Source organism: Halodurantibacterium daqingense (genome assembly GCF_042666235.1).
Classification (GTDB): Bacteria; Pseudomonadota; Alphaproteobacteria; order Rhodobacterales; family Rhodobacteraceae; genus Halodurantibacterium; species Halodurantibacterium daqingensis.
Genome location: NZ_JBHTFQ010000009.1, coordinates 22,990 through 41,305 on the forward strand (window position 1 = coordinate 22,990; position 18,316 = coordinate 41,305).

The window sequence follows — 18,316 nt, forward strand, 5'->3', positions numbered from 1 at the left end:
CCATATGAACACGGGCACGAAAATCTCTGCGATCGGGCATGCCGGCCTGATACTCTGGGTGATGCTCGGGGGGTTGTTCAATGCGCCGCCGCCGCGCAGCTTCGAGGTTGCCGAGGTTTCGCTGATTTCCTCGGCCGAATTCGCGGCGCTGCAAGAGGCGGCATCCGCCCCTGCGCCGTCCGAGGCGCCGCCCGCGCCCGCCCCGGAACCCGAACCGGCGCCCACACCCACGCCGCCCGAGCCTGCCCCCCCGCAGCCCGCGCCCGAACCGGCGCCGCCGCCCCCGCCACAGCCCGATCCGGAGCCGGCCCCCACGCCCGAGCCCGAGGCCGCCGCGCCGCCGGTGCCGTCGGCCACGCTTCTTCCGGATGTCACCGCGCGCCCGCGTCCGCGGGCAGTTGACCGCGTGGCCCCGGTGCCGACCCCGCCGCCGCCGCCCGAGGCGACAGTTGCCGAAACGGTGCAGGAGGCGATCACGGCCGAGCCCGATTCCGCCCCCGCCGAGGTGCCACAGCCGCCGCAAGAGGCCACGGCGCCGGAAGAGGCAACCACCGAGATCGTCACCGAGGCCACCGAGACATCGGAAACGACCGAGGCCGCCGTCGCCCCCCCGGTTGCGGCGCCTGACGCAAGCATGCGCCCACGCAATCGTCCCGCCCGCCCGACACCGGCGCCCGAGCCTGTCCAGACGGCCGAACCCGCACGCCCGGCCGAGCCGACACCGGCGCCCGAACCGGCCCGTCCGGCGCAACCGCAACAGCCCGCGGCGGATCCGCTGGCGGATGCCGTGGCCTCGGCCGTGGCCGAAGCTGCGGGAAGCGGCGGCGGCGCGGCAAGTTCGGGCCCGGTTGGCCCGCCGCTGACGTCGGGGGAGCGGGATGCGTTCCGGCTGGCTGTGCAGCAATGCTGGAACGTCGGCGCGCTTTCCACCGATGCGCTGCAGACCACCGTGACCGTCGCGCTGACCATTGCGCGCGATGGCCGGCCCGATCAGGGCTCGATCCGCATGCTGGGGTTTCAGGGCGGTACGGAAACCGGCGCCCGCCAGGCCTATGAGACCGCCCGCCGCGCGATCCTGCGCTGCGGTGCGAATGGCTTCAACCTTCCCGCCGACAAATACGACCAGTGGCGCGAGGTCGAGCTTGTGTTCAATCCGGAGGGGATGCGGATGCGATGACCGGCCGCTGCCTTCGGGACCTGATGTGCGTCCCGCGTGTTATGTCTCCACCTTCCCCTCGTTTGCATAAGAGGATCAGATGACCCTATACCGCACGCTTGCCCCTGCCCTGGCCGCGCTTCTGGCCGTTGCGGGGATTGCGGCACCCGCCGTTGCGCAGCAGGGCCCCCTGCGGATCGAGATCACCGAAGGTGTGATCGAGCCTTTGCCGTTTGCGGTTCCGGCCTTCATTCCCGAAAACGCGGCAGCGGCACAATATGCTGAACAGCTGAGCCGTGTCGTTGCTGCAAACCTGACGAACACGGGGCTGTTCCGGGAAATTCCGGCCAGCGCCCATATCGGCCGCATCACCAGCTTTGACGCCCCGGTGCAATATGCAGACTGGCGCGCGATCAATGCGCAGGCGCTGATTACGGGCGCTGTCGCGGTGGATGGCAACGGGCGCGTGAACGTGAAGTTCCGGCTGTTCGACATCGTGTCGGGCCAACCTCTGGGTGAGGGGCTGCAATTCGCGGGCTCGGCCCAAAGCTGGCGGCGCATGGCGCACAAGGTGTCGGACGCGGCCTACAGCCGTATCACCGGCGAGGGCGGCTATTTCGACAGCCGCGTTGTCTTTGTGGCGGAAAGCGGGCCGAAGAATGATCGGCGCAAACGCCTTGCGGTCATGGATCAGGATGGCGCCAACGTCCAGTATCTGACGGACAGCAATTCGATCGTGATCGCCCCGCGGTTTTCACCGACCGGGGACCGGATCCTTTACACCTCCTATGAAAGCGGTTTTCCGCGGATCAACCTTCTTGATGTCGCGACCATGTCGCGGCGTGCGCTTGATGAGCAGCCGGGCACGATGACCTTCGCCCCGCGCTTTTCGCCGGACGGGCAGACGGTTGTCTTCTCGATGTCGACGGGGGGCAATACCGACATCTTCACGCTGGATCTGCGCAACGGCCAGCGGTCGCGGCTGACCTCGACACCTTCGATCGAGACGGCGCCGTCCTTTTCGCCGGACGGGCGGCAGATCGTGTTCGAATCCGACCGCTCGGGGACGCAGCAGCTTTACGTGATGCCGGCCACCGGCGGCGAGCCACGGCGGATCAGCAGCGGGCCCGGCCGCTATGCCACGCCTGTCTGGTCACCCCGGGGCGATCTGATCGCTTTCACCAAGCAGCATCAGGGCCGCTTCCACATCGGCGTGATGCGGACCGATGGCAGCGAGGAACGGCTCCTGACCGCTTCGTTCCTGGATGAGGGCCCGACCTGGGCGCCCAATGGCCGGGTGATCATGTTCACCCGCGAAACCGCAGGCGAAGGTGGGCAGCCGGCACTGTTCTCGGTCGATATCAGCGGCCGCAACCTGCGCCGCATCCCGACCGAGGGTCCGTCCTCGGACCCGGCGTGGTCGCCGCTGCTGCCATAACGCAGGGTTCATTTCCAAGACCCCGCCGCAATGCTATGGTGCAGGCGGCGGGCGGCTGCCTTCAACACAGGATAAGACGATGCACTATGTAACAAAATCACTTCTGCTGGTCGCCGTTCTGGGCCTGGCAGCCTGCAGCAACGCAAATCGCTTCGGCTCTGGCTCCGGCACGGGTGCGGGGTTTGGCGACGGTGGCTATGGCGCGGGCGGCTTTGGCAGTGTCGATACTGCGGGGCTGGGCAGCGCCAGCGATCCGACCTCGGCGGCCTATTTCCAGCAGACGGTCGGGGACCGGGTGTTCTTTGCCGTGGATCAAAGCACGCTCTCGCCCGAGGCGCGTGATACGCTTGGTCAGCAGGCGCGCTGGCTGACCACCAACCGCGACTACCAGATCATCATCGAAGGCCATGCCGACGAACAGGGGACGCGCGAATACAACCTTGCGCTTGGTGCGCGCCGTGCAAGCTCGGTGCAGGAATTCCTGATCAGCCAGGGCATCAGCCCCAACCGGATGCGCACGGTCAGCTATGGCAAGGAGCGCCCGGTCGAGGTCTGTTCGAATGAGGCCTGCTATTCCCGCAACCGCCGCGCCGTGACGGTCATTTCGTCCGGCATTGGCAGCTGAGCATGAGGCAGGCCATGACCCGGTTCCGGGCAATTGCGGCTGCTGTGATCCTTGGCGTTCTGACGCCCGGGATTGCGGCGGCACAGGACGCTGAAACGCTGGCCGATATCCGGCGCGAGTTGCGGGAGCTGTCGTCGCAGATCACCGGATTGAGGTCCGAATTGTCGACGACGGGCGCGGCACCGGGTGGCTTTGTCTCGGGCTCGCTTCTGGAGCGGGTCGATGTGATCGAGGCCGAGTTGGCGCGCCTGACCTCGCGCACCGAGGAACTGGAACTGCGGATCAACCGCATCGTTCAGGACGGCACCAACCGCATCGGCGACCTCGAGTTCCGTCTTGTCGAGCTTGAGGGCGGCGACCTCGGCGCGATTGGCGAAACACGTCCCCTCGGCGGAGAAACCACAGGCGGTGCGGCACCTGCGCCGGCCCCGGCAGCGCCGCCGGCAGATCAGGGCGCACAGCTTGCGGTAGGAGAGCAGGCAGACTTCGATCGGGCCCGGGAGGTGCTCGATCAAGGTGACTTTCGCAGCGCCGCGAACCTCTTTGAGACCTTCACCGAGACCTACACGGGCGGCCCCCTGACCGGTGAGGCGCATTACCTGCGCGGCGAGGCGCTGCTTGCCCTTGGCGAGACATCGGGTGCCGCGCGGGCCTATCTGGAAAGCTTCTCGGGCTCGCCCGAGGGGCAGCGGGCGCCGGACGCCTTGTTCAAGCTGGGCGAAACGCTGGGCGCATTGGGACAGCAGAACGAAGCCTGCGTGACGCTGGCCGAGGTGGGCGCGCGCTATCCCGGCCATCCGGCGCGCGATCAGGCGGTTTCGGCGATGAACGCGTTGCGGTGCAATTGACGCTTGTCGCGGCCTTTGCTGAGGCGATCGGCGCGCTTGTACCGCCGGACCAGCCGCTGGGTGTCGCAGTTTCGGGCGGGGGGGATTCCCTCGCCCTTCTGCATTTGCTGCACGCCTGTGGCTATCGTCCCGCAGTAGCCACCGTGGATCACGGGCTGCGGCCTGAATCGGCCGCGGAGGCGCAGCTGGCGGCTGTCCAATGCAGAAGTCTGGGCCTGAGCCACACGACCTTGCGCTGGCACGGCTGGACCGGTCACGGCAACCTTCAGGCTCATGCCCGTGACGCCCGCCGGCAGTTGCTGGCCGATTGGGCAAAGGCTGCTGGGGTCGCCCATATTGCCCTTGGCCATACCCTTGACGATCAGGCGGAAACGGTGCTTCTGCGGCTTGCGCGCGGGGCGGGCGTCGACGGGCTGTCGGGCATGGCAATCAGCAGCAGGGCGAACGGTATATGGTGGTTGCGGCCGCTGCTGGGGGTTCGCCGGGAGGACCTGCGCAACTATTTGCGGCTGCGCGGCATTGTCTGGGCCGAGGATCCGTCGAACACCGATACCCGATTCGAGCGTGTGCGGATCCGCGCGGCGCTGAACGCGCTGGAGCCTTTGGGAATCACGCCCCGGGGCCTTGCCGCCAGCGCCGAACGCCTGGCCGAGGCACGTACGGCGCTTGATGCACAGGCCGACGAACTGGCGCGGCAGATCGTGACCGTGGATCATGGCGATCTTGTGATCGACAGGGCGGCGCTGTTGCGCCTGCCTGTCGAACTGCGTCGGCGCCTGCTGGTCCGGGCGCTGCAATGGGTGGCACCGGCCGCCTATCCGCCGCGCGCCAGCGCCGTTCAGGCCGCTTTGCGGGCAGTCGAGGCGCGCAAGCGCCACACGGTTCATGGCTGCCTTCTGGGCGCAGGGCAGCGGCTTCGTATCTGCCGCGAGCCGGCGGCGGTGGCTGGTTTGTGCTGCACACCCAACAGCTTGTGGGACGGGCGCTGGCGGCTTGAGGGTCCGGTCCGCCCGGGGGTGATGCTGCGGGCGCTGGGCGAGGCAGGTCTTGCGCAGCTTGATTCCGGGATCCGGCCCCTTGTTCCGCGGGCAAGTCTTCTCGCCTCTCCGGCGGTCTGGGAAGGCGATCGCCTGATCGCGGCGCCGCTGGCCAATGACGGCTCGGGCTGGCAGGCAAGGCTGGTTCCGCCCTGCGACAGCTTCGGCTTTGGGTGTTTATCGCATTGAACCCCACGCACTAATCTCTATCTTAGCGGCAGGTCAGCAGGCTCTGGCTGAAGAAGTGAGGAGTATCCCCTGTGGGCAACGCGCGAAACATCGCATTCTGGGTCGTCCTGTTCCTGCTGATTCTGGCACTGTTCAATCTGTTCAGCGGCGGGCAGTCCTCGATGACCGGCCAGCAGGTGCCTTATTCCGAATTCGTCCAGCGGGTCGACGCTGGCGAGGTTGCCCGCGTCGAATTGAATGGCGAGCGTGTCAATGCCCGGACGCGCGACGGCCAGCAGTTTTCCACCATCCGCCCCGAAGGGGATGACATCGTGCCCCGGCTTCTGGCGCAGGACGTGACGGTCGATGCCCGGCCGCAACAGCAGTCGGGCTTCCTGTCGATGATTTCGCTGTGGCTGCCGTTCCTTGTGCTGATCGGCATCTGGATCTTCTTCATGAACCGGATGCAGGGTGGCGGGCGTGGCGGCGCAATGGGCTTTGGCAAATCCAAGGCAAAGCTTCTGACGGAAAAGCACGGGCGCGTCACCTTCGACGACGTTGCCGGGATCGACGAGGCCAAGGACGACCTCGAGGAAATCGTCGAGTTCCTGCGCAACCCGCAGAAGTTCAGCCGGCTCGGCGGCAAGATTCCCAAGGGGGCGCTCCTGGTTGGCCCCCCGGGAACCGGCAAGACGCTTCTGGCCCGGGCCGTCGCCGGTGAGGCGGGCGTTCCGTTCTTCACCATATCGGGCTCGGATTTCGTGGAAATGTTCGTTGGCGTTGGCGCAAGCCGCGTGCGCGACATGTTCGAACAGGCCAAGAAGAACGCCCCCTGTATCGTCTTCATCGATGAGATCGACGCGGTGGGCCGGTCGCGGGGCGTGGGCTATGGTGGCGGCAATGACGAACGCGAACAGACGCTGAACCAGCTTCTGGTGGAAATGGACGGTTTCGAGGCGAATGAAGGCATCATCATCGTTGCCGCGACCAACCGCCCGGACGTTCTGGACCCGGCGCTGCTTCGCCCGGGCCGTTTTGACCGGCAGGTGCAGGTGCCGAACCCGGACATCAAGGGCCGCGAAAAGATCCTGTCGGTCCACGCCCGCAAGACACCTTTGGGTCCGGACGTTGACCTGCGCATCATCGCGCGCGGGACGCCGGGATTTTCTGGCGCCGATCTTGCAAACCTCGTGAACGAGGCGGCGCTGATGGCCGCGCGCGTGGGCCGGCGCTTCGTGACGATGGATGATTTCGAAAACGCCAAGGACAAGGTGATGATGGGGGCGGAGCGCCGCTCGATGGTCATGACCGAAGAAGAGAAGAAGCTTACCGCCTATCACGAGGCTGGCCACGCGATCGTCGGACTGAACGTCCCGCAGCATGATCCGATCCACAAGGCGACCATCATCCCGCGCGGGCGCGCCCTTGGTCTGGTCCTGTCGCTGCCCGAGCGCGATCAGCTGAGCGTCACCTACACCAAATACAAGTCCAAGATTGCGATGGCGATGGGCGGCAAGGTTGCGGAAGAGCTGATCTTCGGCAAGGAGAACGTGACCTCGGGCGCGACCTCGGACATCCAGCAGGTGACGCGGATCGCCCGGGCGATGGTGACGCAGTTCGGGTTTTCGGAAAAGCTCGGCAATATCGACTATGCCAATGAACGCGAGAGCTATCTTGGCAGCTATGGCGGCGGGACCAACCATTCCGGCACCACGCAGAAGATGATCGATGACGAGGTCAAGGCCATCGTCGACGAGGGCTATGACACCGCTCGGCGCATCCTGACCGAAAAGATGGACGATCTGCACCGGCTTGCAAACGGGTTGCTGGAATACGAGACCCTGACCGGGCCCGAGATTCAGCGGGTCATCAACGGCGAGCCGTTGAAACGAGGGGACGATCTTGATGATGCGCCGCCCTCGGGCGGGAACAAGCCCAGCGTCACGGCGATTCCCAAGACGTCAAAACCTCGGCCGCCAAGCTCTGGCGGCGGCATGGAGCCCGAACCCTCGGCATAGCGTCAGGCCCCGGTTCGCCGGGGCTTGTTCTGCTTGCGGGTAATCCCGCGTCAGCCTTACCGGAGAGTCATTTGCCCGTCTTGCGCCCCACCCGCTTCCATGGCCGCATTGAATGGTTGGGCATCGTCCCTGACCGCGGCGCGAGCCTTCGCGCCCGCGCCGTTGACCAGGTGGCCGCGCTTTTCTCCGGTCCCGAGGGCGAGGCCCATGGCGGGCTGACCCGCCCCTCGTGCAGCCGCGTCAGCGCGCAGTATCGACGGGGCACCCCGATCCGCAACACGCGGCAGTTCAGCATCCTCGCGCATGAGGATCTCACCGTGATTGCGGCGGCGATGGGCCTTGCTTCGCTTGATCCGGCGCTTCTGGGGGCGAACATGGTCGTTTCGGGTATCCCGGATTTTTCGCATCTGCCACCAGCCTCGCGCCTTCAGGCCGCAAGCGGCGCCACCCTGACCATCGATCTTGAGAACCGCCCCTGCACGCTGCCTGTCCCTGAAATCGATGCCGAAGTGCCAGGGGCCGGGCGCCGCTTTCCTGCCGCAGCCCGGGGGCGGCGCGGGGTCACTGCCTGGGTCGAGGCGGAAGGTCTGTTGAATCTGGGGGACACGTTGCGCCTGCATGTCCCCGACCAGCCCGTCTGGGCATGTCTCGACGAGGCAAGGGCGGCGGGCGGCTGAAACGGCCACGCCTTCCGCGTGAAAGCCGCTGCCCTTTCAACGGCGGAACGGTATAACCGGCGGAACAACCCGGGGGACTGTTGCCGTGACCTTCAAGACCGATATCGAAATTGCCCGCGAAGCCCGCAAGCTGCCGATTCAGGAGATCGGTGGCAGACTGGGGATCCCGGCGCAGGATCTGCTGCCCTATGGCCATGACAAGGCCAAGGTCGGGCAGGACTTCATCCGTTCCCTTGCCGGCCGGCCGCAGGGCAAGCTGATCCTGGTGACGGCGATCAACCCGACGCCTGCCGGCGAAGGCAAGACCACCACCACGGTTGGCCTGGGTGATGGTCTGAACAGGATCGGGCGCAAGACGGCCATCTGCATCCGCGAGGCAAGCCTGGGGCCCTGCTTCGGAATGAAGGGCGGTGCGGCGGGCGGTGGCTATGCCCAGGTGGTGCCTATGGAGGACATGAACCTTCACTTCACCGGCGATTTCCACGCGATCACCAGCGCGCATAACCTGTTGGCCGCGATGATCGACAACCACATCTACTGGGGCAACGCGCTGGAGATCGACACGCGGCGCATCACCTGGCGCCGGGTCATGGACATGAATGACCGGGCGTTGCGTGATGTCGTCGTGGGGCTGGGTGGCGTGCCCAATGGATTTACCCGTCAGACCGGCTTTGACATCACTGTTGCCTCCGAAGTCATGGCGGTTCTGTGTCTGGCGGCCGATCTCGACGATCTGCGTCACCGGCTTGGCAATATCGTGATCGGCTATCGCCGCGACCGCGGTCCTGTCACCTGCCGCGACATCGGGGCAGACGGTGCGATGACCGTGCTTCTGAAGGATGCGATGCAACCCAACCTGGTGCAGACGCTGGAACATACGCCCGCCTTCGTTCATGGCGGACCCTTCGCGAACATTGCCCATGGCTGCAATTCGGTGATTGCCACCCGAACCGCGCTGGCGCTTGCCGATTTCGTTGTGACCGAGGCGGGATTCGGTGCCGATCTTGGTGCCGAGAAGTTCTTTGACATCAAGTGCCGGAAGGCGGGGCTGGCGCCTGCAGCGGCAGTGGTCGTGGCGACGGTCCGGGCGCTCAAGATGAACGGCGGCGTGGCGCGGGCCGATCTCGGCCGGGAAAACGTTTCGGCGGTGGCCGAGGGCTGCGTGAACCTCGGGCGGCACATAACCAATGTGCGGGCCTTCGGCGTGCCGGTTGTGGTGGCGATCAACCATTTCGCCTCTGACACGGCCGCGGAAATCGCCGCGGTTAAGGACTATGTCGCGCAGGTCGGCGCCGAAGCCATCCTGTGTCGACACTGGGCCGAAGGCTCGGCCGGGATCGTGGAGCTGGCCGAACGTGTTGCGGCGCTGGCAGAGGCAGGCACCGCGGCGTTCGCCCCGCTTTATCCCGACGACATGCCGCTGTTCGACAAGATCGAGACCATCGCCCGCAAGATCTATCACGCCGACGGGGTCATTGCCGATGCAGCGCTGCGCGATCAGTTGCGGGCCTGGGAGGCAGCCGGCCACGGCCATCTGCCGGTCTGCATGGCCAAGACGCAATACAGTTTCAGCGCCGATCCGAACCTGCGCGGCGCACCCGAGGGGCACAGCATTCCGCTGCGGGAACTGCGCCTTTCCGCCGGCGCAGGCTTTGTCGTCGCCATCTGTGGCGAGATCATGAGCATGCCGGGGCTGCCCCGCCAGCCGGCTGCCGAAGCAATCATGTTGAACGATCTCGGCCAGATCGAGGGGCTATTCTGAGGTTGAACCCGGGCGGGGTCCGGTGCAGAACCAGCCCATCGTCCGGAGGAGAGCGAGATGACAGCGCAGATAATCGACGGAAAGGTCTTTGCAGCGCGGGTGCGGGGACAGGTGGCGCAGGGCGTCACAAAGCTGAAGGCGCGGGGGATCACGCCTGGCCTTGCGGTGGTGCTGGTGGGCGATGACCCGGCAAGCGAGGTCTATGTGCGCAACAAGGGCCGGCAGACTATCGAGGTCGGCATGGCGAGCTTCGAACACCGTTTGTCCGCCGACACCTCCGAAGCGGATCTTCTTGCGCTTGTCAAACGGCTGAATGCCGATCCGGCGGTGCATGGCATCCTTGTGCAACTGCCGCTGCCGAAGCATCTGAACGCCGATCTGGTGATCAACGCGATCGACCCGGCCAAGGATGTCGACGGCTTTCACATCCTGAACGTGGGCTTGTTGGGGACAGGACAGAAGGCGATGGTGCCCTGCACGCCGCTGGGCTGCCTGATGATGCTGCGCGATCAGCTTGGGCGGCTCGAAGGGCTGAACGCGGTTGTCGTAGGGCGTTCAAACATCGTGGGCAAGCCGATGGCGCAGCTGCTGCTGGGCGAAAGCTGCACGGTGACCATTGCACACAGCCGCACCCGCAATCTTGCGGACGTGTGCCGGGGGGCGGATATCCTGGTGGCAGCCGTCGGACGCCCCGAGATGATCCCTGGCGACTGGATCAAGCCGGGGGCAACCGTGATCGACGTCGGCATCAACCGCGTTGACGCTGGTGCAGGCAAGACCCGGCTGGTGGGGGACGTGCAGTTCGAAACCGCCGTCAAGGTGGCGGGGGCGATTACGCCGGTTCCCGGAGGCGTGGGGCCGATGACCATCGCCTGCCTGCTGGCGAACACCCTGACCGCGTGCTGCCGCGCGCATGACCTGCCGGAACCGGAAGGCCTTACCGTCTGAGCCTCTGGCCCGGCATGGGCACCATGTGCAGCCGCCGTCCCAGAAGGATCGCCCGCGCATCGGCATCGAACAGTTCCGAAAGCGGCGCGCTGTCACACCAGAGCCCGCCTGTATAGGTGCCATAGGCCGGCAGGATCAGCCGGTGGCGATCCATCAGGAAGCACGGCCGGGCAATGCGCTGCCCGCCCAGATTCAGCCGCGCCTTGGGGTGGTAGTGGCCGGAAATCTCGCCCTCGGCACCCGGAACGGCGATGTGGCGGAACACGATATGTCCGATCCGCAGCTCTGCCAGATGCGTGCCACTCAGCGTCAGCGGCGCGGGGTCGTGATTGCCGGCAATCCAGAACCATTCACGCCCCGCCTGCAGCCGGGTCAGCCAGGCAAGCGCGGTTTCAGGCAAGGCCTCGGCGGCGGCCGTGTCATCAAAACTGTCACCAAGGCAGACCAGGCTCCGCGCATCGGTGGCTGCGATATCCGCTTCGAGCCGCGACAGCGTCTCCTGAACCTCATAGGGGGGCAGAAGGCTGCCGCCACGCCGGGCAAGCCGTTCGGACTTGCCCAGATGCAGATCAGAAACGCATAACAGCCGCGCCTCTTCCCACCAGAGCGCGCCCGATTGCAACGCGGTCAGGCGCGCCCCGGCGAGGACAAGATCAAGTCGTTCCATGACCTTCGTCTGCCGCAGGCGGTCGGGCGCTGCAAGAGCAAGCCGCCGTCACTCCAACCCGACCGCGGCAAGAAGGCGCCGCGCCGCATCCTCGACCAGACGCTCGCGTCCCGCGCCATCGACCGGCACGCGTCCCGGTTCAAGAAACAGGGGCAGCGCCAGCGGGCTCACCCGGTCCAGCGCCACATGATCGATCCGGCTTCCAATCCGGTCGAGCATGTCCTCGATCCGCCCGAAGTCGACGAGACCGCGCAGCGCCTCTTCCCGGGTGATCTGCAGAAGAAGGTGGTCGGGGTCATAGCGGCGCAATGTGTCATAAAGGATATCGGAGGAGAATGTCGCCTGCCGCCCTGATTTGCGACGGCCCGCGATGTTGCGCTCGATCAGGCCCGAGATGATCGCGCTGGCACGAAAGGTGCGCTTCATCACCGCGTTTTCGGCAAGCCAGCCCTCAAGGCCCTCGCGCAGCTGATCGCGATCAAACAGGGGGGCGGGGTCGGTGACCGGTTCAAGCCCCCAGATCAGCGTCGCATAATCGGTGGCGACAAAGCCCAGCGGCGCAAGCCCCGCCGCTTCCATGCGCTTGGTCAGCAAGAGGCCCAGCGTCTGCTGCGCGTTCCGGCCGGCAAAGCCATAGAGACACAGATGCTCGCGCCCCTCATGTGGAAAGGTTTCAACCAGAAGCCGTTCGGGTTCGGGCAGCCGGGACACGCGCCGTTGCAGCGCAAGCCAGTCGGCGGTGTGGGAGGGAAGCTCGGGCCAGTCTTCCTGTTGGAAGAGTTGCAGGATGCGTTGCGTGAGCAGGGTGGAGGTTGCGAACTTGGTGCCGTTGAACACCGCCACACGTGGATCGCGCCCGGGGCGGGGCGTGACCTCGACCGTCATCTCGCGCAGGCCCTCATAGCGCACCACCTGTCCCGCGATAAGGAAGGTATCGCCTTGAGTGAGGCTGGCGGCAAAACTCTCCTCGACCTCGCCCAGGGGGGCGCCCCCGCGCCCACGCAGGCGCACCTTCACCGTTTCAGGGTCAAGGATCGTGCCGATGTTCATGCGGATGACCTGAGCAGTGCGCGGATCGCGCAGTTGCCAAAGCCCGTCGCGCTGCATCAGGCGTTGCCAGCGGTCATAGGCGCGCAGCGCATAGCCGCCGGTCGCGACAAAGGTCAGGCAATCATCGAACTCGGGCCGGCTCAGCCCGGCATAGGGCCCGGCTGTCGTCACCTCGGCGAAAAGCGCATCCGCATCAAGGGGGCCGGCGCAGGCCAGGATCAGCATGTGCTGGCACAGCACATCGCGGGGACCGGGGCCGCGGGGCTCGCCGTCCAGGTCGCGGGCCCGCACGGCCTGCAGCGCCGCAAGGCATTCAACCACCTCAAACCGGTTTGCGGGCACCAGAAGCGCCTTTGACGGGGCGTTGTAGCGGTGGTTGGCGCGCCCGATCCGCTGCACCAGGCGCTTGACGTTCTTTGGCGCTCCCACTTGCACCACCAGATCCACGTCGCCCCAGTCGATACCCAGATCAAGGCTGCCGGTGCAGACGATGGCGCGCAAGGCGCCCGCCGCCATCGCGGCTTCGACCCGTTCCCGCTGTTCGCGGGCAAGACTGCCATGGTGGATGGCGATCGGAAGGCCGTCGCTGTTCTGAAGCCAGAGATCGTGGAAGAACAGTTCCGCCTGCGCGCGGGTGTTGTGGAAGATCAGCGTGGTCCGATGCGCCTTGACCTGTTCAAGGATTGCGGGAATGGCGAACCGCCCGCCGCCGCCTGCCCAGGGTGGTGGGGCGGTTTCCAGCATGGCGATATCCGGCTCGGGGCCGGGATCGGCCTCGATCAGTGTGCAGGGATCTGGATGCCGGGCGAGAAACCGGGCGATTGCCTGCGGATCCTCGACGGTGGCCGAGAGGCCCACGCGGCGCATGTTCGGGGCGAGGTTCTGCAGCCGCGACAGGCACAGCGCCAGTTGATCGCCGCGCTTGCTTTCGGCCAGCGCATGAACCTCGTCCACGATCACGCGGCTGAGCCCGGCAAAGATCCGCGGCGCATCTTCATAGGACAGCAGAAGCGCAAGGCTTTCCGGCGTGGTCAGAAGGATATGCGGCGGATCCGCCCGTTGCCGCCGGCGCTGGCTGTAGCTTGTGTCGCCGGTGCGGTCCTCGATCCGGACCGGCAGGCCCATCTCGGACACCGGGCGCAGCAGGTTGCGGCGAATATCCGCAGCCAGCGCCTTGAGCGGAGAAATATAGAGCGTGTGCAGACCGGGGCGCGGTTCCTCAAGGTCCAGAAGCGTTGGAAGAAACCCCGCAAGCGTCTTGCCGCCCCCGGTCGGCGCGATCAGCAGCAGCGCCGGGGCACCTGACTGGTCAAGCATCGCCTGCTGATGCGGATGGATCTGCCAGCCTCGGGCGGAAAACCAGTCTTGAAAAAGAGGAGAGAGGCCGCGCATGGCGCATCAGATAGGGTTGCCCAGGCAACTTGAACAGGGGTGCGGCCGGACAATGGGGTCGCGCGGGCAAGGGCGCCCGCGCGGACTGGTATCCTAGTTCACGATGGTGGCTTCGGTCGCAGCACGCAATTGGTCTTCGGTTACGCCGTCGGCCAGTTCCACGATCTTCAGGCCGCCCTCGACCACGTCGAGAACGCCGAAATTCGTGATGATGCGGTCGACCACGCCCTTGCCGGTCAGCGGCAGGGTGCATTCCTTCAGCACCTTCGATTCACCGGCCTTGTTGGTGTGGTCCATCACAACGACAACGCGGCGCACGCCGGCCACCAGATCCATTGCGCCGCCCATACCCTTGATCAGCTTGCCCGGAATCATCCAGTTCGCCAGATCGCCGTTTTCGGCCACTTCCATCGCGCCAAGGATTGCCATGGCGATCTTGCCGCCGCGGATCATCGCGAAGCTGGTCGCGCTGTCGAAATAGCTGGTGCGGTCAAGCTCGGTGATGGTCTGCTTGCCGGCATTGATGAGATCAGGGTCGATTGCATCCTCGGTCGGGAACGGGCCCATGCCCAGCATGCCGTTTTCCGATTGCAGCGTCACATCGACACCATCGGGAATGTAGTTCGACACGAGCGTGGGGATCCCGATCCCCAGGTTCACATACATCCCGTCTTCAAGTTCGCGGGCCGCGCGGGCGGCCATCTGGTTGCGGTCCCAAGCCATCGGTTCCCCCCTTATGCCGTGCGCACGGTGCGCTGTTCGACACGTTTTTCGTGCTGCCCCTGGATGATGCGATGCACATAGATCCCGGGCGTGTGGATCATGTCCGGGTCCAGGCTGCCCACGGGGACGATTTCCTCGACCTCGGCCACGCAGATGCGGCCACAGGTGGCGGCAGGCGGATTGAAGTTTCGGGCCGTCTTGCGATAGACGAGGTTGCCTTGGGCATCGCCCCGCCAGGCCTTGACGATCGACAGATCGGCCACAATTCCGCGTTCGAGGATGTAGGTTTCGCCGTCGAACTCCTTGTGCTCCTTGCCCTCGGCGATCACGGTTCCGACGCCGGTGCGGGTATAGAAGCCGGGGATGCCCGCCCCGCCGGCGCGCATCCGTTCGGCCAGCGTGCCCTGGGGGTTGAACTCAAGCTCCAGTTCGCCCGACAGATACTGGCGCATGAATTCCGCGTTCTCGCCGACATAGGACGAGATCATCTTCTTTACCTGCCGTGTCTGAAGCAGCAGGCCAAGGCCGAAATCGTCCACGCCGGCATTGTTCGAGGCGATCGTCAGATCCTTGACGCCCGCGTCGCGGATCGCGGCGATCAGCAATTCGGGTATGCCGCAGAGCCCGAAGCCGCCGGCGGCGATCATCATTCCGTCGGACAGGATGCCGTCCAGTGCCTCGGCCGCAGAACCATAGACTTTCTGCATCGCAACTCCCCCACTGCCATGTCTCTCCCGATTTGTGACGCGGCACTGCAGCGAAGTCAATCATGGGGGATGGAGCCGCACCCGAAACCGAAGGGCGCCCGGACGAGTGAATGCAAAAGGCCCGAAGCGGGGGCTTCGGGCCTTTGCCACTTGTCCGTCGCTCAGAGCACGCCGAACAAAAGCAGCAGGATGATGAGGCCGGCAGGAACGCCAAGCAGCCATAGAATGATAGGCATCGGGTTTCTCCTTACATCTGTCTGCTCAACGAACAGATCAGCGCGGCAAGAGTTCCCTTGTCAGCGCATTCTCAGGCGAGATCGGCTATGTCTCGTCGGTTTTCTTCGGCTTTGCGGTCTTGGCCTTCGTGGTTTTCGTGGTCGTTCCGGGGCGTGCCTTTTCAGACTTGGTCGTCTTGGCGGCGGCCTTCGGCTTGGCGGGCTTCTTGGTGGCACTCTTGGCCTTTGCCGGCTTCTTGCCGGATTTTGCGGCCTTTTCGGTAACCACGGCCAGCGCCTGATCGAAGGTGATGTCTTCGGGGGCGATATCCTTGGGAAGGGTGGCGTTGATCTTGCCCCATTTGACATAGGGGCCATAGCGTCCCGCCATCACCTGCATCGGCCCGCCGTCGGGATGCTCGCCCAGCTCGCGCAACGGGGCGGCGGCGGTGGCACCGCGCCCGCGGCTCGCCTTCTGCGCCAGCACCTCGACCGCGCGGTTCATCCCGATCAGGAACACCTCGTCGATATCGGCAAGGTTCGCATAGGTCTTGCCGTGCTTGACGAAGGGGCCATAGCGGCCAAGGCCAGCCTCGATCGGTTCACCATCCTCGGGATGGGCGCCGATAAGACGCGGCAGATTGAGAAGCATCAGCGCCTTCTCGAGGTCGATGCTCTCGGGCGACCAGGTTTTCGGCAAGGAGGCCCGCGGCGGTTTAGGCACTTCGGCAGTGGCCTCGCCGCGCTGCACATAGGGGCCAAAGCGGCCAACGCGCAGGGAGATCTGTTCGCCCTGATCCTCGCCCAGGATCTTGCCATCAAGCGCGCTTGCATCGCCCTCGCCCGGGGCGGTGATCGGACGGGTATAGCGGCATTCCGGATAGTTGTTGCAGCCGATGAACGCCCCACCCGATCGCGCGGTCTTGAGGTTGAGCCGCCCCGAGCCACAGACCGGGCAGGCCCGTGGATCGCCGCCGTCGGCGCGCGGCGGGTAAAGATGCGGCGCCAGCACCTCGTCGATCTTTTCCAGAACCTCGGTGATGCGCAGTTCCGTGGTCTCGGCGATTGCCGCCGAAAAGTCGCGCCAGAAGCGGCTCAGAACGTCCTTGTAGTCGCGTTCTCCGGCGGAAATGTCGTCGAGCTGCCCCTCCAGATCGGCGGTGAAGTCATATTCCACATAGCGGCGGAAATAGTTCGACAGGAAGATCGTCACCAGCCGGCCCTTGTCTTCGGGGATGAGGCGGTTCTTGTCCTTTCGAACATATTCGCGATCCTGGATCGTGGTGACGATGCTGGCGTAGGTCGAGGGCCGGCCGATGCCCAGTTCCTCCATCCGCTTGACCAGTGTCGCCTCGGTATAGCGCGGCGGCGGCTGGGTGAAGTGCTGCGCGGCAAGCACGGCTCCGCTCTCGTCCAGAACCCCGGCATCTGCGCGGCGCATCTGCGCATCCCCCGTCACCGTCTGGGAGGTTTCGGCGAGCTTCTGATAGGCTGTGACAAGGGCGCCGGGGGCCTTCTCCAGCGGTTCGCCCTCCATGATCTGGGGCAGGCGTGCCGCGTCTTCGTCGCCGTCATCATCGCGGCCTTCCTCATAGATCTTGAGGAAGCCGTCGAACATCACCACCTGCCCGGTTGCACGCAGTCCGACCTGGCCATCGGCGCTGGTGATCTCGACCGTTGTGCGTTCGAGGCGGGCGGCGGCCATCTGGCTTGCGATCGTCCGTTTCCAGATCAGGTCATACAGCTTGCGCTGGTCACCATCCGCCACCCGAAGGCTGCCCGGATCAAGCGACATGTCGGTCGGGCGGATACATTCGTGCGCTTCCTGCGCGTTCTTGGCCTTGTTCTTGTACATGCGGGGGCTGTCCGGCACATACTGTGCACCAAAGCGGGACCTGATCTCGTCCCGCGCGGCCATCACCGCTTCGGGCGCCATGTCGATCCCGTCGGTCCGCATATAGGTGATATAGCCGGCCTCATAGAGCCGCTGTGCCGTGCTCATCGTCTGCTTGGCGCCCATGCCGAACTTGCGGCTGGCCTCCTGCTGCAGCGTCGAGGTCATGAACGGGGCCGAAGGATTGCGGCTGGCGGGCTTTGATTCGACCGAATGCGCGACAAGATCGCGGCTGCTGACGGCATGAACTGCCAGTTCTGCCGCTTCCGAGGTGGCAATATCGAAACGGTCAAGCTTCTTGCCGCCAAGAAGGGTCAGACGGGCCTCGAACTCCTGGCCCCGCGGGGTGCGCAGGGCGGCGCGCACCGACCAGTATTCGCGGGCCCGGAAGGCCTCGATCTCCATTTCGCGTTCGACGATCAGGCGCAGGCAGACCGATTGTACCCGTCCTGCCGATTTCGCGCCCGGCAGCTTGCGCCAGAGCACCGGCGACAGGTTGAAGCCTACAAGATAGTCAAGCGCCCGACGGGCGAGATAGGCTTCGACCAGTTCCATATCCACCTGGCGGGGGTTCTTCATCGCCTCGGTCACCGCGGTCTTGGTGATCGCATTGAACACCACGCGGCTTACCTTGGTGTCCTTCCGGATCGCCCGGGCCTTGGCGAGTGCCTCTTGCAGGTGCCAAGAAATTGCCTCGCCTTCGCGGTCGGGGTCGGTGGCGAGGATCAGTTCGTCATCGTTCTTCAGCGCCTCGGCAATCGCGCGAATGTGCTTGCGGCTGTCTGCCGCGACTTCCCATGTCATGTCGAAATCATGTTCGGGATCGACCGAGCCATCCTTCGGCGGCAGATCTCGCACATGGCCGTAGGAGGCGAGAACCGTGTAGTCGGAGCCCAGATACTTGTTGATTGTCTTGGCCTTGGCGGGCGACTCGACGACGACGACGGCCATGAAAAACCTCTTGAAACGGCGTTTGCTCTTAGGGCGCGCA

At 65.3% G+C, this 18,316-nt stretch carries 14 protein-coding genes; 9 read left to right on the forward strand and 5 right to left on the reverse strand.

Annotation, left to right across the window (positions count from 1 at the left end; translation table 11 throughout):
• The first annotated feature begins 4 nt into the window (after window positions 1-4).
• From ACFQXB_RS15750 to folD, 9 genes are all read left to right on the forward strand, one after another.
• On the forward strand, window positions 5-1,177 hold the full coding sequence (locus ACFQXB_RS15750; protein WP_377405766.1) for a hypothetical protein: 1,173 nt from the start codon (window positions 5-7) through the stop codon (window positions 1,175-1,177).
• A gap of 79 nt (window positions 1,178-1,256) precedes the next feature.
• Entirely contained in the window at window positions 1,257-2,594 is a 1,338-nt protein-coding gene (tolB, locus tag ACFQXB_RS15755; protein ID WP_377405768.1) for a Tol-Pal system beta propeller repeat protein TolB, read from the forward strand.
• A gap of 79 nt (window positions 2,595-2,673) precedes the next feature.
• A complete protein-coding gene (pal, locus tag ACFQXB_RS15760; protein ID WP_377405770.1) occupies window positions 2,674-3,219 on the forward strand; it encodes a peptidoglycan-associated lipoprotein Pal in 546 nt (181 codons plus the stop codon).
• A gap of 14 nt (window positions 3,220-3,233) precedes the next feature.
• The gene (ybgF, locus tag ACFQXB_RS15765; RefSeq protein WP_377405772.1) at window positions 3,234-4,067 is read left to right on the forward strand and encodes a tol-pal system protein YbgF; all 834 of its coding nucleotides are present in this window, start codon (window positions 3,234-3,236) and stop codon (window positions 4,065-4,067) included.
• Window positions 4,058-5,293 carry a tRNA lysidine(34) synthetase TilS gene (gene tilS / locus ACFQXB_RS15770; protein ID WP_377405774.1) on the forward strand — a complete coding sequence of 412 codons (1,236 nt, stop codon included), beginning with the start codon at window positions 4,058-4,060 and terminating at the stop codon, window positions 5,291-5,293. The genes ybgF and tilS overlap by 10 nt, the downstream gene beginning before the upstream one ends.
• 71 nt (window positions 5,294-5,364) lie before the next feature.
• Window positions 5,365-7,290, forward strand: a complete 1,926-nt coding sequence (gene ftsH, locus ACFQXB_RS15775; protein WP_377405777.1) for an ATP-dependent zinc metalloprotease FtsH — start codon at window positions 5,365-5,367, stop codon at window positions 7,288-7,290.
• 71 nt (window positions 7,291-7,361) lie between these two features.
• Window positions 7,362-7,967, forward strand: coding sequence for an MOSC domain-containing protein (locus ACFQXB_RS15780; protein WP_377405778.1), 606 nt, complete (start codon window positions 7,362-7,364; stop codon window positions 7,965-7,967).
• A gap of 85 nt (window positions 7,968-8,052) precedes the next feature.
• On the forward strand, window positions 8,053-9,729 hold the full coding sequence (locus ACFQXB_RS15785) for a formate--tetrahydrofolate ligase (protein ID WP_377405780.1): 1,677 nt from the start codon (window positions 8,053-8,055) through the stop codon (window positions 9,727-9,729).
• Window positions 9,730-9,786: 57 nt separating this feature from the next.
• On the forward strand, window positions 9,787-10,677 hold the full coding sequence (gene folD, locus ACFQXB_RS15790; protein ID WP_377405782.1) for a bifunctional methylenetetrahydrofolate dehydrogenase/methenyltetrahydrofolate cyclohydrolase FolD: 891 nt from the start codon (window positions 9,787-9,789) through the stop codon (window positions 10,675-10,677).
• Here the strand turns inward: folD and pdeM are convergent.
• The 5 genes from pdeM to topA form a co-directional block, all read right to left on the reverse strand.
• Window positions 10,667-11,344: a ligase-associated DNA damage response endonuclease PdeM gene (gene pdeM / locus ACFQXB_RS15795; RefSeq protein ID WP_377405784.1), complete on the reverse strand. Its 678-nt coding sequence runs from the start codon at window positions 11,342-11,344 to the stop codon at window positions 10,667-10,669. The genes folD and pdeM overlap by 11 nt on opposite strands.
• 48 nt (window positions 11,345-11,392) lie before the next feature.
• Window positions 11,393-13,786 (reverse strand): ligase-associated DNA damage response DEXH box helicase, encoded by a 2,394-nt coding sequence (locus tag ACFQXB_RS15800; RefSeq protein ID WP_377405786.1) that lies wholly within the window; start codon window positions 13,784-13,786, stop codon window positions 11,393-11,395.
• A 93-nt stretch (window positions 13,787-13,879) separates the two neighbouring features.
• On the reverse strand, window positions 13,880-14,509 hold the full coding sequence (locus ACFQXB_RS15805; protein ID WP_377405788.1) for a 3-oxoacid CoA-transferase subunit B: 630 nt from the start codon (window positions 14,507-14,509) through the stop codon (window positions 13,880-13,882).
• Between the two features lie 11 nt (window positions 14,510-14,520).
• A complete protein-coding gene (locus ACFQXB_RS15810; protein WP_377405790.1) occupies window positions 14,521-15,216 on the reverse strand; it encodes a CoA transferase subunit A in 696 nt (231 codons plus the stop codon).
• 321 nt (window positions 15,217-15,537) lie between these two features.
• A complete protein-coding gene (gene topA, locus ACFQXB_RS15815) occupies window positions 15,538-18,276 on the reverse strand; it encodes a type I DNA topoisomerase (RefSeq protein ID WP_377405792.1) in 2,739 nt (912 codons plus the stop codon).
• Window positions 18,277-18,316 lie beyond the last annotated feature (40 nt).

Excerpts from the sequence above, each read along its gene's own strand:
- ACFQXB_RS15750 (WP_377405766.1), top strand. The coding sequence starts at position 5 with ATGAACACGGGCACGAAAATCTCTGCGATCGGGCATGCCGGCCTGATA.
- tolB (WP_377405768.1), top strand. The coding sequence starts at position 1,257 with ATGACCCTATACCGCACGCTTGCCCCTGCCCTGGCCGCGCTTCTGGCC.
- pal (WP_377405770.1), top strand. The coding sequence starts at position 2,674 with ATGCACTATGTAACAAAATCACTTCTGCTGGTCGCCGTTCTGGGCCTG.
- ybgF (WP_377405772.1), top strand. The coding sequence starts at position 3,234 with ATGACCCGGTTCCGGGCAATTGCGGCTGCTGTGATCCTTGGCGTTCTG.
- folD (WP_377405782.1), top strand. The coding sequence starts at position 9,787 with ATGACAGCGCAGATAATCGACGGAAAGGTCTTTGCAGCGCGGGTGCGG.
- pdeM (WP_377405784.1), bottom strand. The coding sequence starts at position 11,344 with ATGGAACGACTTGATCTTGTCCTCGCCGGGGCGCGCCTGACCGCGTTG.
- ACFQXB_RS15800 (WP_377405786.1), bottom strand. The coding sequence starts at position 13,786 with ATGCGCGGCCTCTCTCCTCTTTTTCAAGACTGGTTTTCCGCCCGAGGC.
- ACFQXB_RS15805 (WP_377405788.1), bottom strand. The coding sequence starts at position 14,509 with ATGGCTTGGGACCGCAACCAGATGGCCGCCCGCGCGGCCCGCGAACTT.
- ACFQXB_RS15810 (WP_377405790.1), bottom strand. The coding sequence starts at position 15,216 with ATGCAGAAAGTCTATGGTTCTGCGGCCGAGGCACTGGACGGCATCCTG.
- topA (WP_377405792.1), bottom strand. The coding sequence starts at position 18,276 with ATGGCCGTCGTCGTCGTCGAGTCGCCCGCCAAGGCCAAGACAATCAAC.